14 protein-coding genes are annotated in these 15,338 nt (G+C 38.0%); 5 read left to right on the top strand and 9 right to left on the bottom strand.

Annotation, left to right across the window (positions count from 1 at the left end):
* Window positions 1-127: 127 nt before the first annotated feature.
* On the bottom strand, window positions 128-1,591 hold the full coding sequence (locus CD152_RS10295; protein WP_086038418.1) for an ATP-binding protein: 1,464 nt from the start codon (window positions 1,589-1,591) through the stop codon (window positions 128-130).
* Between the two features lie 41 nt (window positions 1,592-1,632).
* Here CD152_RS10295 and CD152_RS10290 point away from each other — a divergent pair, with 41 nt between their 5' ends.
* Entirely contained in the window at window positions 1,633-2,496 is an 864-nt protein-coding gene (locus tag CD152_RS10290) for a bifunctional UDP-sugar hydrolase/5'-nucleotidase (protein WP_086038419.1), read from the top strand.
* A 56-nt stretch (window positions 2,497-2,552) separates the two neighbouring features.
* Here the strand turns inward: CD152_RS10290 and CD152_RS10285 are convergent, their stop codons facing one another.
* The 3 genes from CD152_RS10285 to CD152_RS10275 all read right to left on the bottom strand — a co-directional run bounded on the left by CD152_RS10285 (window position 2,553) and on the right by CD152_RS10275 (window position 3,858).
* Window positions 2,553-3,152 carry a CPBP family glutamic-type intramembrane protease gene (locus CD152_RS10285; RefSeq protein WP_101037907.1) on the bottom strand — a complete coding sequence of 200 codons (600 nt, stop codon included), beginning with the start codon at window positions 3,150-3,152 and terminating at the stop codon, window positions 2,553-2,555.
* Between the two features lie 2 nt (window positions 3,153-3,154).
* A complete protein-coding gene (locus CD152_RS10280) occupies window positions 3,155-3,337 on the bottom strand; it encodes a YkvS family protein (RefSeq protein ID WP_041635862.1) in 183 nt (60 codons plus the stop codon).
* Between the two features lie 65 nt (window positions 3,338-3,402).
* Window positions 3,403-3,858 (bottom strand): sigma-70 family RNA polymerase sigma factor, encoded by a 456-nt coding sequence (locus CD152_RS10275; protein WP_103214754.1) that lies wholly within the window; start codon window positions 3,856-3,858, stop codon window positions 3,403-3,405.
* Between the two features lie 212 nt (window positions 3,859-4,070).
* Here CD152_RS10275 and CD152_RS10270 point away from each other — a divergent pair, with 212 nt between their 5' ends.
* Window positions 4,071-4,544 (top strand): competence protein ComK, encoded by a 474-nt coding sequence (locus tag CD152_RS10270; protein WP_086038422.1) that lies wholly within the window; start codon window positions 4,071-4,073, stop codon window positions 4,542-4,544.
* Here CD152_RS10270 and CD152_RS10265 read toward each other — a convergent pair.
* The 5 genes from CD152_RS10265 to CD152_RS10245 all read right to left on the bottom strand — a co-directional run bounded on the left by CD152_RS10265 (window position 4,541) and on the right by CD152_RS10245 (window position 13,056).
* Complete coding sequence (locus tag CD152_RS10265; RefSeq protein ID WP_086038423.1) at window positions 4,541-6,097, bottom strand: M20/M25/M40 family metallo-hydrolase; 1,557 nt, start codon at window positions 6,095-6,097, stop codon at window positions 4,541-4,543. The two genes, CD152_RS10270 and CD152_RS10265, sit on opposite strands and share 4 nt — an antisense overlap.
* A 99-nt stretch (window positions 6,098-6,196) precedes the next feature.
* Complete coding sequence (locus CD152_RS10260; protein ID WP_103214753.1) at window positions 6,197-7,180, bottom strand: acyltransferase family protein; 984 nt, start codon at window positions 7,178-7,180, stop codon at window positions 6,197-6,199.
* Window positions 7,181-7,428: 248 nt separating this feature from the next.
* Window positions 7,429-11,067 carry a GW dipeptide domain-containing protein gene (locus CD152_RS10255; RefSeq protein ID WP_103214752.1) on the bottom strand — a complete coding sequence of 1,213 codons (3,639 nt, stop codon included), beginning with the start codon at window positions 11,065-11,067 and terminating at the stop codon, window positions 7,429-7,431.
* A gap of 214 nt (window positions 11,068-11,281) precedes the next feature.
* Window positions 11,282-11,752: a DUF2538 family protein gene (locus CD152_RS10250; RefSeq protein ID WP_103214751.1), complete on the bottom strand. Its 471-nt coding sequence runs from the start codon at window positions 11,750-11,752 to the stop codon at window positions 11,282-11,284.
* 11 nt (window positions 11,753-11,763) lie between these two features.
* Window positions 11,764-13,056 carry an LCP family glycopolymer transferase gene (locus tag CD152_RS10245; protein ID WP_103214750.1) on the bottom strand — a complete coding sequence of 431 codons (1,293 nt, stop codon included), beginning with the start codon at window positions 13,054-13,056 and terminating at the stop codon, window positions 11,764-11,766.
* Between the two features lie 239 nt (window positions 13,057-13,295).
* Between CD152_RS10245 and CD152_RS10240 the strand changes: the two genes are divergently transcribed.
* The 3 genes from CD152_RS10240 to CD152_RS12080 form a co-directional block, all read left to right on the top strand.
* A complete protein-coding gene (locus CD152_RS10240; RefSeq protein ID WP_103214749.1) occupies window positions 13,296-14,063 on the top strand; it encodes a WecB/TagA/CpsF family glycosyltransferase in 768 nt (255 codons plus the stop codon).
* Between the two features lie 69 nt (window positions 14,064-14,132).
* A complete protein-coding gene (locus CD152_RS10235; RefSeq protein WP_012656555.1) occupies window positions 14,133-14,942 on the top strand; it encodes an ABC transporter permease in 810 nt (269 codons plus the stop codon).
* 10 nt (window positions 14,943-14,952) lie between these two features.
* Window positions 14,953-15,338, top strand: a 386-nt coding sequence (locus CD152_RS12080; RefSeq protein WP_205757046.1) for a glycosyltransferase family 2 protein, incomplete at its 3' end; no start/stop codon positions are given.

Below are 15,338 nucleotides of genomic sequence, written 5' to 3'. Positions count from 1 at the left end.
TTTATCAAATGAAATTTTCTTGTTTCTCAAATTAAAAACTCCCTATAAAATTTTCACTTTTTAAGTGTCTACCTTATAGGGAGCATATCAATATGAAGAAATGTCTTTCTTCTTATCATTCGGGTTTCTATTGTACTGTCGGGAAAGAGATAATGAATGTCGTGCCCTTCTTTTTACTTGATACTACTTCGATCAGACCGTGATGAGCATCGATGATACTTTTAGTCACGGGTAGACCAAGCCCCGTGCCGTGTAACTTTGTTGTAAAGAAGGGATTGAAGAGTTCCTGCTGCACGTCTGTATCCATGCCTTCACCATTATCGATAAAACGCATTACAGTATATCCGTTAGTATTCTGAACGGTTATCTTGAAGATTGCGGGCTCTGTAGATGCCATGGCATCTTTGGCGTTCTGAATCACGTTGATGAGCACCTGTTTGAACTGATCTTTAGAAACATTGATGAGGGTCGGTTCATCTGTAAACTGTTTGACGACCCTAATATTATGAATAGCCAGATCGTAGTCCAGGAAATTTAAGATATCACGTATAATGTCTCTGGCATCCACACGCTCCACATCGACAGTTGTTGGTTTTCCAAGAAGGAGAAACTGATTGACGATTAAATTGATACGTTCGAGCTCGCTTTTAACGATATGGAACTTCTGGTTATTGTGTACAGGATCGTACTCTAATTCAAGTAACTCAACGAACCCTTTTATTGAGGTCAGAGGGTTCTTAATTTCATGTGCAGTATTAGCTGCCAGCAACCCGATAATTTCTTTACGCTGTGTATTAATATCTTCAAGTAACTTTTCGTTAGCACGTTTATTTCTGTAGCTGATATATAATAGATGTAATGTTAAGAAGATCAAAGATGCGATAAGCGTATAGATAAGCGCAGAGCTATAGACATCATAATAAACATTCCTGTTTGTTGTCAGTGTAATCTCCCATGGTACTTTAAAGAACTTTTCGCTTGCAGAAATAGAATTCCTATGTGGATTGATAGACTGGAAGATGGTTTGACCATCAAAATCTTTGATTGTGACGGTCGTATCCTTCTGCAAGGAATCGATAACCGCGCCAATTGTATTCACATCGATTTCCATCGTGATGATATATTGTTCATCTAATTTATCCACGCTTCTTGAGATATAGAAGACCTTCTTATTAAATTCATTTTTCGTGACATTGCTGATTGAAGCGTGATTCGAGTTCGGCTGAATATTGCCCATAAAGAATGCGCGCGACTTCAATTTACCCCCGACACGCATCTTTGAAGTTGCGTGGAGAATCGTGCTCGTCTTATCTAGTATATAGATGTTGATGATGCGAGGATCATTGTTGTAGATCTCGTCCATTCTTTTTTTGACAGCGCTTGTATACTGAAATGCCGTCGTAAGATTATCATTGATAGACAGGGACTCATTGATGAATGAATCGACTTGATTACAGTAAATATTGATTGAGCGTCTTAGTTCATCGTTAAGCTTATCTTTTTCTATTTCTGCAAGCGAATAAGTTATGAGTATATTCATCAGGATAAATAGTATAATATGATAAAGTACGTACTTTTTTATATTTTTCATAGGCGCTCCACAGTAATTATTTAATAAGGGCAGGGGATTTCATGAAGAAAGGTATTATTAATATACATATTATCATAACAAGCGATATATGCGGGAGAATGTTCAGTGAAAGCAATCATCCCGGGCTGATAAAAGCAGCGACGTTTGTAAGAATGCATCGTACAGGCGATGATCTGCTGCTATTGAATAATGGACAGACATTAACGGGGTCCTATGCTGCGGAATACTTTGCAGCGCATCGATCATTCAGAAGAAATCCACAGATTACGATAATGAATGCGATGCACTATGATGCCAGCAATATTAGTATCCATGACTTTAAGCTCGGCAGAATGTACTTCAACCGCTCACAGAGTCTAAGCGATTTTCCTTTTATTTCGGTGAATATTATCAATTCACGAACGAAGGAACCTTACTATAACAAACCTTATATTATCAAGACGATTAAAGGTATCAAGATTGCAGTCCTTGCGATGAGTGAAGTAGGAGATGTTACGGATATTATTGAAGATATCGAAGTGGAGCATCCAGTCAATGCTATACGCACATGGATACGTTATCTGTACGACGAGGAGAATCCGGATTTCGTCATTGGCCTGCACAATGGAGATATTCAGACGATTGAAAGAGATGGTCATCTGCGTACAGAAGGACTGGATTTAATTATTACCAATAGCAATGAAAAGCTACAGGACACAGATAGAGAGATCATCTATACTTCAGGTCAAGCACACTTAACACAAGTTGATCTGGAATTTAAGGAACGCACAAATTCCTTTGAATATCTTAACAAGCATGTCGCTCCTGTAAGTATCGATCTATACCCAATTGATCCGAACCTGATGGAGAAAGTCTATTATGATGAGAAAGAATATAGACAATATAGTGAACAAGTACAACAATAAAAAGTCTGACCTTAAGAAATTAAACGTTTTCTTAAGGTCAGACTTTTTCATTATGATTATTGCCCATAGATGATGAGCGTAATAATTGCTGTTACAGCACCGAGCACGGGCGTTATCAGTCGTTTCGTATAAAGATAGCTGAATGATAATACGAGCTGGATGATAAATAGGATAACGACAACCTCTAGGTCGACCGCATAGCTAAACAGCAAGGCAGATAAAAGACTGCTGATGACACCGGCAAGTATAGGGTGCATATAACGTGTCATATTATCTTGCAGGAGCGCACGCATGAATAGTTCATGTAATGGAACAGCAACCACCAACGTGATGATAAGCTGCCATTTATAGTGCACACCCATTGCTACAAGCTCACGCAGTAGTGCAGTAAATGATAATGCCAGATTTATCTGTAGCAGGGCACGATATATCAATACGATAATAACGCTCGTAATCAGTCCCACACCGATTGACGTCATCAGTCGTTTCGATGTGATATTACGCTCATAGAAAATATAGCCAAGCGATGAAAAGAGCAGTAGGCCAGTATAGACTTGCCAGAAGACCTGTGCTTCATCACGTAATAAAAAGAGTACCACATGCATGAAAGCATAAATCGCAAATAGTATAACAAGCGCGTGGTCAATTTTTTTCACGGCTATGCCTCGTGAATAATCTTATAGCGTTTATGGTTGATTACAGTTCTTTCTGGTATTTCAAGCTTTTCAAAGTTTTCCATGTACGTACAGTCAACGATCACAGAATTTTCATTGATTTTTTCGACCACACCTTGCAGTCCGTCATGAAATTCAATGATATCTCCAATTTTAGCAACAGTCATAGTCATCCTCCTCAAAAAAGTACTAATGAATATTATACTAGAAAAGTATGCTGATGAGTATCTTTTTATATCAATTTCTGAAGTTTCTTCTGACAGGATTTGCGATATGCTTTCAGTGAAGAGATGCTCAAGCTCATCAGCTGTGCAATTTCTTTTTGTTTATAGCCTTCCAGTGTCAACATGAGCCAGATATATTCATTAGGTTTAAGTTGTTCTAAAAACGTCTGGTATTCTACTAACGATTCATCCAGATAGGTGAATGATTCTATTGCTTCCATCGGTGCATAACGATCTAGTTCTCGTTTCAGCTTGCGAATTTCATCGATAAAGCAGAAGTTCAGCTTCGTAAAGATATACTGCTGCATATCAGGTGTTTTTGTACGATCATACGTGTGATAGATATCCCATAATCTGATGGTGGCAATCTGATACATATCATCATACATATACTGCAGTCGATACTTATGAATTAAATAATGGATGATGCGTTCATTATCTTGTAGTAGCTGTTCAAATGACATTGAAGATTCCTGTTCTCAACATCTAGATATTGTTGTGATTTCCGGATAGCTTTATGTTAAAGAAAGAAATGATAAATGGATAATTGACAAATGCATAAAATCTGTTGAAATGTTAAAGATTTTGTTAACTTTTCGTTTAAAATGCTTAAAAATCATCCAAAAAAAAGAAGATTTTGTATAATTATAGTGTAAAACAAATAAGGAGTGCTGCTATGGAGCTGCCAATATCTATACATACAATGTATCTCTATCAGTATGGGGAAGTTGAAGGTCGAACAGAATTAAGACGTTTTAATGAACAGACGATTATCATGGACAGGACTGCAGATCAACTGCTCGATGACACCCTCGTTCTCTTAGGGAGTTCACTTAAGACACGCAAATCATCTGCACGGGTTCTGATGCGTACGAAAAAGTATATTCCGATTATGATGGAAGCGCACTTGAACTGGGCATTTTTTCAGGTTCATCAGAATAAGCAGCATTATAAAGCGTATATTAATCAGAAATATGTAACATACATAGAGGGAAGCGATGAATATACAGATATTACATTTTTAGACGGTGCGAAGCTACGTCTGCCGCAGAAAGTGAAACATGTACAGAAACAATATGAAAAGTGTATCTGTTTTGTCGATACACAGCATAAAATAATAAAACGACAATCATTGTATGATTGTCGTTAATGATGGCACAGGAATTTATGTATCGCTTCTTCGATGATAGCAGGAATTTCTTCACTCACGCTCTTGATATGTATGCGTTCTGAAAGCTGGTGAGGATCCTTACCGAAGGCGCCGATATTGATGACAGGCGCACTGAGTGCCTGCATATCGGCAAATGGTACGCTGTAGTTACGACCGTATCCAGGCGTCTGATTCATATAGAAATCCGCATCTTTCATGCTTGCCTGATAGTTCACATAGCTTAGATCTGAAATGCCATTGAAATAATGAATCTTTCTAAGCTTACGATGATAACGTTTATTCATCTGTTTTATCGTGTGTTTCAATATTTGTTTAACGAGCTTATCCTCACTTGAATTTACTGCTGGATAATAGGGAGGTACAAAGTAGATGACGACCGTATAATCATTCTGATGATGGGATGACAGTAAACCTTGAACGATCTGTTCAGCAATCTCCTGATCCGTCTCAGCAGTAATCAGTTGTTCGATTTCGACATCATTTTGCTTTAACAATTCGTGATAGGTGATGACGTTGATGTCCGGCATATCAGGCATGATATGGGACAGGTCACGTTTAATTTCACTTACGGTACGACGTACAATATGTTCAAACTGACTGAGCACACTTTCTGCAGTCTTTCTGAAGATAAACATATTATAATAAGCAGAAGAGATAAACGGTGTCTGAACATTATAATCCTGCTTTAAGTCATGCATCTTTAAGGCAACAGGTAGCGGTGTCGTCTCTTTCTTATAATCTTCAGTAAATGCTGCATTGTATTCAATCGCCTGATTGATGCGACTGATAATATAGTTAGAACTGAGTCCTTTAAGGGGTTCACCTACATGTGTCTCCTTGCCGTAGACCATCACACCAGGCATCAGCTTACCAATTGAACCTGTATAGATATAATGTGTTTCATCGCCAGGAAGCTGGCTGAAGGAAGGCTCAGAATTCATGATCAACTTAACATCCAGCTGCAAGGACTGAACCCATTCATTTAAGAATGTGGTTGCAGCTTTCATACCAGATGATCCGACTTCTTCATCCGGCACAGAAACGAGGATGATATTGACGGGCCAGGCCTCTAATGTCGCTTTTTCTAATATACTCATCTGCATCATCAATCCAGACTTCATATCCATCACACCACGACCGAATAAATAGTGGTCAGAATGCACATCTCTTTCAATATCTTCATCAAATAGAGCCTGTCTTTTGAATGCTTCGATTAACGCATCACTGTCAAACGCATCTGCCGCTAACTGACCATAGTCCTGCACATCTACCGTATCGTAATGACTCATCATAATAATAGTACGATCCGTATCATAGCTCCGATACAGGGCACAGATAATATTCTTATGATCTGATGTTTGTACAAGCTGGATATGTGATTCAGTATCCTTAAAGTAGTCGAGCTGTTCCAGCTGCTGCTTTAAGAAGAAAGGGAAGCGTTGTTCACCTTCACTGTTTGTTACACTGTCATTCTTTACAAGTCGTTTCAATAATTCAATTCTGTCTTGTGGTGTCTGCCATAATGTGTTCATAAAAAACTCCTTAAATAAGAATTGTGAAACTCTCTATCTATGTCACTTACTCTTATTATACGCATAAAAAAGAATAAAAAAATAGCAATAGAACTAAAATTATTTTTTTAGTTCTATTACCGGTGATGTGAGCTGCTTCACTTTGCGGTGGCTGAAGAAATAGACGAGAAAGATTGTCGTGAGCACCATAAACGTCAGTATAGAGAAGACATGATCATTAAAGTAGTGGTTGAGATCTTTCGCGCGGAAGATGCCGACGAATAGTCCGTGCAGTAAATAGATGAACATCGTCCTTGAACCGATATATGTGAATTTGAGTTCTCTGTTCGGCACAATATTCAAGAAACTTACCGTACTGATCAATATGATCACATACACTGCAGCGCGTTTAAGACCACTATATATATTCGGTGTATGTGCTTCCAGTGATGCGTAGGGTTTACTACCGAACAGCCAGCTGAAATCTACCTTAAAACACATATAGAAGATAAAGACAAAAAGCAATGTAATTATAGAGAAGACCACATAGCGCTTATCTCTCACATGTTTAAAGTGCTTAGGCTGAGCATAATAACCGATAAGAAACAACGGCAGGAATACAAGTGTTCTAGACAAACTTAACGTGTTGTTGATAAAGTTAAGGTAACCTGCTGCAATACCGATGAAGAACGCTAGCGGTAATATAATCTGGGGCTTAACGTCCTTAATAAAGAACAGTATCAGCTGCCATGAAAACAAGCTCATCAAGAACCACATCGCCCATTGTGGATCGAAAGGGTTTAATTCGATCGTTGATACATCATCGATGACATAATAATAAACAGCATAGAAAGTCTGAAAGATGATGTAAGGGACCAGTAGTTTCTTTGTGATCTTCTTAATGTAGCCGGGTTTATGAATACCTTTCGCAAAGTAACCGGAAATGAGAACGAATGCAGGCATATGAAAGCTATAGATAAACATATAAAGTGCATATAAGAACTTGCTTTCACCAATGTATGAACGTAATAGATGACCGAATACAACGAGAATAATGAGGTAAAGACGCGCATTATCAAAATAGAAGTCTCTTTGCCTTGCCATTGTATACTCCTTTCAAATGATATAGTTTTCAACGATATCTTATATTGGAATAGATTATACGTTTCGTTTTTAGCCAATAATTACTATAACCGTTATTCATCTCTTTTAATCATTAAATTGCAGAGCAGGTATTGTCTATGCTTGCTGTTCTTCTTTATTCTGCGATAAAGCTATACAACATAGAACCCGAAAGATACACAAAGTACTGTATCTTTCGGGTTCTGGATTGTTATTTGTACACTTGAAGATTAGTATTCATGGATGACATAGTTCACTGCATCCAGACCTAAAGTCTTGTACATATTAGCGATGATCGCTGCATTCTTCGCAGCCCAGTTAATATCAGTTGCATATTGATGGGTTGCAGGATTTGCAGGATTCCATCTCATCTGATGTAATGTACGTTGACCATGATCGATATAAGCACTTCTGACATACTTTGCACCGCCGACAATCGCTTTAGATGGATTATCCCATCCCTCTGCTTTAGCATATTTAATGCCGCCGATTTCTGGGTTATTGTCATCAGCCTTTGCACCGTACATATTAAAGTACTTCGTACCTTTTGAAGTAATCGCAGTATTTGTGCTGTTGATACTTAGTCCGTTTGCTAGCCTGCTTGAACCATGCCCGGTCTCTAATATCGCATGGGCAATCAGATAGACTTCATTGATGTTGAACTGCTGTGCTGCTTTGGCGAATGCTGCGCCTTGTCCGGCAAGTGCGCCTTTACCGACAAGCAGCTTATTTAATGTCTTTGCGTTGATGCCTTCCGACTTACCAAGATCCAGGAACTGATATTTCATTACAGGGTCTGTTAATTTATCCTGCGTACGCATTGCCTTTGTAACTTCAGCAGCTGTAGCGTTGCGTACATTATAAGCGCTCTTAGATGTACTGAACACAACTTTAGGTGCGCTACCTGAATGAACTTTAGCAAGGTTCATCTGCTTTGTTACTGCAGCAGATAATGTTGTTGGTGATTTGAGCTTTGTAATGTTCTGTGTGAACAAGTCAGTAGATGATACGTAACCGATCTTGTTGTTGTTATAGATGACCTTATGCCATAACGTACGGCCGACTTTATCCGTACGAATCACTTGAAGTGTGCCTCCTTTAACAGCAGACAGTTTATCGATACGCTGTTTGTTCGCACCACTTGGAATATTATAGATATAGCTGGTCGGTTTTTTCACTGTATGTGCAGATTTTGTCCAGCTGACCGTAGAGGTTGGTACCGTCTTGATAAACTTGCTGCTGATCCAGCCAAGTATCTTATTATTATTATCTGCTACCTTATAGTAAGGTTCGTTGTTGCGTTTCGCAGTTTCGTTTACATAGACTTGAGTATCAACAAGCTTTGTTACAGGTTTGATTGTTTTGAGGTCTTTATAGATCAGTACTTGTTTCGGTGCTGTACGACCAATAAGTTTCACCGGTTTAGACTTTGTGATGACAGGTGTTCTGTCGACTGAAATTTCATGTTGTTTCAGCCAGCCACTAATATTATTTAATGTACCATAAACATAGACAGACTGATTCACCGTCATTTTCTTAGAAGGCGTAAATGATTTGCCGATGAAAGGTTTCAACTGTTTGACAACTTGTTTCATCGTACCATCTGGCATACTGTATAACGAAGTTGCTTTGCTGTTTACCTTATATTTACCACTCATCTTAACTTCTGAAGAACGGTTTGAGACTACAGCATCACTAGCTTTCACCCAGCCACGCGGAATCTTTAGCTCATCTGTTAATGCATAGTAGGTTGCGCCGTTATACGTTGCTTTCTTATTCACATAAAACGTACGGTTCGCCTTATCTGATGCGTTAACACCTGTCTTCTGGTCAACTGACGCGTAGATCTTAGAAGTTGGAAGTTTGACTTTAGCAACCATCTGAGCTGTGGACACCTTAATCGGCTGTGGTGCAGGCTTAGGAGCGTTCAGTGTCAGTTCGTTAAAGTTGATCCATCCTGTTAAGTTGTTCACCGTACCGAAGTAATAGTTCGTCTTTCCGACAGTAACTTTCTTTGTCGGAGTAAACTTCTTGCCGACATGTGATTTTAAGTTTGTAACGATTTGATTTGCCGTACCCCAAGGCGTCTTGTAGAGATTCGTCGCCTGTTTGTTAACATTAAAGTTGCCCGTAACCGCCGTTTCAGCACTGCGATTCACTGCAGTCGTATCATTTGCTTTTACCCAGCCACGTGGCGTTTTCGTTTCGTCTGTAAGTGCATAGTACGTACTACCGTTTAATGTCGCTTTCTTATTCACATAGTAGGTGTTGCCGGCCTTTTGACCCGCGCTCACACCCGTTGCACTGTCAACAGAAGCATAGACTTTCGCCGACGTGCTATTGACGCGCGCCATCATCTGAGCACTTGAAGTTGTTACTGTGCCCTTAACCGTCTCAGCAGGCTTTGGAGGCGTCGGTTGCACTGTAACCGGAGGCGTAGGTTTCGTACCATTTAACTTATAGTTATATTTCTCCTGTACAAGACTAAAGAACTCATTAAATGTATAGTTGTTTTCAGCGAACCAGCCAACGGGATCTGAGTGATCAGTACCGCCGAGATAGTTTGACACGGCCTGGTGCGACCATACTGTACCTTGACCATCGTTATGTGCATTATCGACCTGTAAATTATAGTAGATGAGATTCGTCGCTAAGTAATCTGCTAAGTTATTAATAGATTTACTGAAACGATCCTTACCATATACACGTACTAGCTCTACATTAATATTACGAGAATTCGATACACCGCCCGCTCCCCATGATAAGTAATCTGTATTGGCTGTCTCGATAATATTGTTGTCATCGACGAAAGCATGAACGAATGCGTTGTTAATATTACGCGACATATATGAAATCTCGCCTTCAATCGTTGAATTCGGATTGGCGGTTTCATGAGCGACGATGCCTTCAGGCTTCGCAACACCATTACGATAGGCAATCTGTGGTGCATCCTTAAAATAACGTGTTTCATATTGAGGAACTTGATAATTATTATATTTGATATATTCATTTACTGGCATATTTGACGGACTTTGAGTCTTTAACGTTCTAACGTTTGATGTATTGCTTAAAGTACGTGCATTGATAGACTTTGGTGCTTGTGCCTGTATGTTAGTTTTGTTACTTGGCTTCGCTGAAGTCTTAAGTGTTGAAGCAGCCGTTTTAGGCGCAGTCGATGGTGTAGCAGCGTTCACAGGTTTTGTAGCGGTTGTCGTCTTATTTGTTGAAGCAGCTGTTTTAGGTGCTATCGACGGTGTAGCAGTGTTCACAGGTTTTGTAGCGGTAGCCGTCTTATTTGTTGAAGCAGCTGTTTTAGGTGCTATCGACGGTGTAGCAGCGTTCGCAGATTTTATAGCGGTAGCCGTCTTATTGGCTGTAGCAGCCGTTTTAGGTGCAGTCGATTGCGTAGCAGCGTTCGCAGATTTTATAGCGGTAGCCGTCTTATTTGCTGTAGCAGCCGTTTTAGGTGCAGTCGATTGCGTAGCAGCGTTCACAGATTTTGTAGCGGGTGCTGTAGTCTGTTCTGCAGCTGGAGTTGGCGTTGACTCAGTTGCCGTTGCAGATGAAGGCGATGTCGATTTAGATGTTGAAGTTGTAGCAGCTTTACCTGCTTGAGACAGGCTGTATTGAGACTTTACATCTACAGCAGCTTTCTGAGTCTCGACAGGAACAGCTTGTGCTGGTGTTGACTGCTGTGCAGGCGATGTCGCAGTCTCTTGTACATTCTTTGTTGATGATGCAGATGCGACATCCGTCTGTGTTTTTTCAGGGGTTACTTGCGTGTGTTCAGCTGCATGCGCTACAGTTGTTCCTCCGGCAAGCATCATTAACAGTGCAGCAGGTGTTTTATAGTAAAATTTATTATCCATGTAAGTTTCCTTTCTAATATGAACTTAGTAACAATGTAATTATATACTGTCAGAAAATTTTAGTATAGACACTTAATGATTTGTAATATTCCCTTAACATTTGCAATAACAATATTACACGATGACTCCCTCATCATTATCACTTTATATATCGATTAAAGAATGAAAGTTGTACATAATAAAAGGACTTATACTGTGTATAAGTCCTAATCGTCTAAAGCGCTTCCAATCTGATGATTGCTGTGTATTGCCAGAAGAGCTTTATCGTATTAATATTCCAGTGATTCATACCCATCGCAAAGCCGGAAGGTTTGAAGATCTGAACGTCAGAAACTTCAAGCGCAGCTGCGATTAGATACTGATAATGTACATCAATCGATTTAAAGTTTTCGCTTAAGTGTCCGTCATCAAATACGAAATCGAGCGGCACATCATAATCGAAGATATTAAGCTGCTCAAAGATTTCAGGAATTCCTACAATATAGCAGGCGCCATCCATGAGCGGATTTTCGCTGGCATCTCCATAATAGATGAGTAATGCTTCATAGTTCTGACGGTGATAATCGTTCACATAAAAGAAATCTTTACGCAAATTCTCTCTATCCTTATTCTCGGTGATGATTGTTTCTAATCGATCAAAAACTTTATCAATATGCTGATACTTTTCGTAAGTTTTGCGTGTCATAGGCGCCTCCTTTAATAAACACTCGTATCTATCGGTTCTTCTATAGTTACTTCACCATTAAGATTGTTTTCTGGCAATACAGTTTCTGTAGTGTTACCAGGCTCCGGTGAAGGAGATTCACTGCTGTCTGTAGTGTTACCAGGCTCTGGTGAAGGAGATTCACTGCTGTCTGTAGTGTTACCAGGCTCTGGTGAAGGAGATTCACTGCTGTCTGTAGTGTTACCAGGCTCTGGTAAAGGGGACTCGCTGCTGTCTGTAGTATTATCATAAGCCTCTTGAACCTCATCTTTGTCGAGCTCCATCAAAGGAATGAGATCGTTATAAAGCTTACGTACCTGGTAGTCCAGCAGATCATCTTCTTCTGTCATCTTAAGCTCAAGGTCTTTATGCAGTAGTTTAGAAATATCATAGACGTCTTCCATTACTGGATTATAATAATAAACGCCGTTATACATATAATCTGTGCCTTGAAGCTGACGTTGTGTGAACTTTACATCATTTGAAGAGTAATACTGTGCCATCGCACTGATATCATTAAACGTTAAGTTGTGCTTTGCATTGTTACCAAGAATCTCTATCAGATCGTCCAGCTTGCTGATTGAACCTGAGGCTTTCGCTTTCTTAGCCAGTGCAACAATCATCTCCATCTGACGTTTACCACGACCAAGATCGGTATCTACACTTCTGCTTCTGGCAAGGGCTAAAGCTTCATTACCATTTAGAAGTCGATGACCTTGCTCTATCTTAATTCTGCCTTTATCATTCTTTGTCGGCTCGTCAATATCAAACGGCACATCGAACTCAATACCGCCGAGTTCATCCACAACATCAACGAACGCCTGCATATTCACTCTTACATAGTAATCTACAGGTACATTGAACTTCTGCTCCACAGCTTGTGCTGAACTTTCAGGACCGCCTTCAGCATGGGCATGCGTAATCTTATCATACATCTTAACAGATGGAATATAACTTAATGTATCACGCGGTATACCAATCAGGCGAACTTGTTTATGATCACGGTTAAATGTCGCAAGAATCATGGAGTCAGTACGCGCCTCGCTTGTCTTCTGACCATTATCACGGCGAGCAGGACTGTCATCGATACCGAGGAACAGGATAGAGAAATTATCTACGGAAGGATTAACGGTCTTATCACGCAGTTGAGACTTTTCGTATGCTTTATTATAGGATGTATCTATTGCCGTTTTTGTTGAATGAAAAAGATAAGCACCATAAGCGATAGGCACTGCGATCAGGCTGAGTGACAATAGTATAAGCATCCATTTAAATATTCTATTCATTGTTACACTTCCTATTTTCAAATTAATAAACTATTTAATTATAAAGGGTAAAATGATAAATTACAATTTTTATATATGTAGGGTAAATGAATATCAATATAGTTTTGAAAGATAGATATATTACAAAGAATAAAGTAAGACGATATGCCATGATTAATAAATTCGATTAAAAGATTGTAAAAATCATTAATTTAATGTAAATTAAACACGTATGATTATGTGATGAAAGTAGGAATGCTATGATTCATAATACGAATGAAAAGGTCAATGTAATAGGGACGTATTTTGATAATTTAAGCATGATGGAAGCAACAGAGAGTGTAGTTAGTTTTATGAAAAATTATACTGATAAAAATTTGTTTATAGTTACTGCTAATCCAGAAATTGTATATTATGCTAAGAAAAATACTGAATATATGAATAAGTTAAAAACTGCAGATTTCATCGTCCCAGATGGTATCGGTATTGTTAAAGCTTCTAAAAAGCTTGGAACAGAACTGAAAGAAAGGGTTCCTGGGATAGAGTTAATGGAAAATATATTAATTGAAGCTAATAAATTACATAAAAGAGTTTTCTTGTTAGGGGCCAGTAAAGAAACTGTCAAACTCTGCGAAGCTAATTTGAAAGAGTTGTACCCTAATATAAAGTTTAAATCTAAACATGGATATAAAGATATTACTGATTATAAGAGGTTAGAACAAGTAAAAAAATTTGAACCGGATATTGTCTTTGTAGCAATGGGGTATCCTAAACAAGAAGACTGGATTTTTTATAATCAGCCTCATTTTAAGAATACTGTATTTATGGGAGTGGGAGGATCATTTGACGTTTTTAGTGGAAAAGTCAAAAGAGCTCCACTTATATTTATAAAAATGAATTTAGAGTGGCTTTATAGATTACTTACAGATTTTAAAAGAATTAAAAGAATAACAATAATCCCTTTATTTCTTTTAGAAGTATACAAACAGAAGAAAAAACCATTTAATTATGAAGAGGAATTATGGTGATACAATTTTTTGATTGAAAATATGGTAAACTTATTAAATAATGAATTTCAAAGTAAAGAGGGAATATAATTGAAAGATCTAATTGGTATTATAAAAGAACAAATAGCCTCATTTATAATGGTTCAAAGGTTAGCAATTTATCAAATTAGGATTGATAATACAGGTAACTACTTAGGATCACTTTGGGAAATATTAAATCCAGCAATCCAGATTTTTATTTATTGGTTTGTATTTGGACAAGGTATCGCAGGAGGAAGAGAAGTAGATGGTATGGCATTTCTACCATACTTACTAGTAGGCATTAGTATGTGGTTTTTCATGAACCAAGGTATACTAGAAGGTACAAAAGCAATTGTTAATAAAATTAATATGGTAGCTAAAATGAATTTCCCGCTTTCTGCTCTACCGTCTTATGTTTTGACTGCAAAATTTTATGCACATATTATTCTACTATTTTTGGTGATAATTGTAATAAATTTCTACGGTTTCCATCCAACTTGGTCCTATCTTCAGATACCAATTATGATGTTTTCTGGGTATATGTTTGTATTCGCAGCAACTTTATTGTTTTCAACTTTAGCTGTGTTAATACAAGATATCCACATGATTGTTCAATCTCTCATGAGGATAATGTTTTACCTTTCTCCAATTTTATGGGATCCTAAAAGATTTTTACCAGAATCACTACAAATATTATTAAAACTTAATCCTATTCATTATATTGCTGATTTCTATCGAGCAGCCTTGCTGAAAGACGAATGGTTTATTATAACGCATTGGGAGTATACATTATATTTCTGGTTTGTTGTATTAGTTTTATTATACTTAGGTTCGAAAGCACACATGAAGTTTAGAAACCAATTTTTGGATTATTTATAAGGAGTATATAATGAAAAAATTTAAATTTAGTATTATTATGCCAATATATAATGTAGAGAAATACCTAGAAGAAGCTATACTGAGTGTAGTAAACCAAACGATTGGATTCGAAGACAATATTCAGCTGGTATTGGTTAATGATGAGACTCCAGATAACTCAGTTTCAATAATAAAAAAATATCAATCTCTTTATCCTGAAAATGTAGTTTTTGTTGATAAAAAAAATGGTGGCGTTAGTAGTGCAAGAAATGCTGGGATTGAAGCGGCAACAGGTGAATACATTCAATGCTTAGATCCTGATGATATGCTTTCTGAAAATACGTTAGAAGCTGTATATCAATTTTTTGACGAAAAAAAAGCAGAAATAGATTTAGTTGCAATTCCAATAAAAATGTT

It is taken from the genome of Macrococcoides caseolyticum (assembly GCF_002902665.1).
GTDB classification, from domain to species: Bacteria; Bacillota; Bacilli; order Staphylococcales; family Staphylococcaceae; genus Macrococcoides; species Macrococcoides caseolyticum.
The sequence above is the reverse complement of the archived record's forward strand: the minus strand, read 5'-3'. Positions and strand labels throughout refer to the sequence as shown.

What these genes read in the sequence shown, in the direction of transcription:
- CD152_RS10255 (WP_103214752.1), bottom strand. Translation starts at nt 11,067, where the DNA reads ATGGATAATAAATTTTACTATAAAACACCTGCTGCACTGTTAATGATG.
- CD152_RS10260 (WP_103214753.1), bottom strand. Translation starts at nt 7,180, where the DNA reads ATGGCAAGGCAAAGAGACTTCTATTTTGATAATGCGCGTCTTTACCTC.
- CD152_RS10280 (WP_041635862.1), bottom strand. Translation starts at nt 3,337, where the DNA reads ATGACTGTTGCTAAAATTGGAGATATCATTGAATTTCATGACGGACTG.
- CD152_RS10240 (WP_103214749.1), top strand. Translation starts at nt 13,296, where the DNA reads ATGATTCATAATACGAATGAAAAGGTCAATGTAATAGGGACGTATTTT.
- CD152_RS10290 (WP_086038419.1), top strand. Translation starts at nt 1,633, where the DNA reads ATGAAGAAAGGTATTATTAATATACATATTATCATAACAAGCGATATA.
- CD152_RS10265 (WP_086038423.1), bottom strand. Translation starts at nt 6,097, where the DNA reads ATGAACACATTATGGCAGACACCACAAGACAGAATTGAATTATTGAAA.
- CD152_RS10250 (WP_103214751.1), bottom strand. Translation starts at nt 11,752, where the DNA reads ATGACACGCAAAACTTACGAAAAGTATCAGCATATTGATAAAGTTTTT.
- CD152_RS10275 (WP_103214754.1), bottom strand. Translation starts at nt 3,858, where the DNA reads ATGTCATTTGAACAGCTACTACAAGATAATGAACGCATCATCCATTAT.
- CD152_RS10245 (WP_103214750.1), bottom strand. Translation starts at nt 13,056, where the DNA reads ATGAATAGAATATTTAAATGGATGCTTATACTATTGTCACTCAGCCTG.
- CD152_RS10270 (WP_086038422.1), top strand. Translation starts at nt 4,071, where the DNA reads ATGGAGCTGCCAATATCTATACATACAATGTATCTCTATCAGTATGGG.
- CD152_RS10295 (WP_086038418.1), bottom strand. Translation starts at nt 1,591, where the DNA reads ATGAAAAATATAAAAAAGTACGTACTTTATCATATTATACTATTTATC.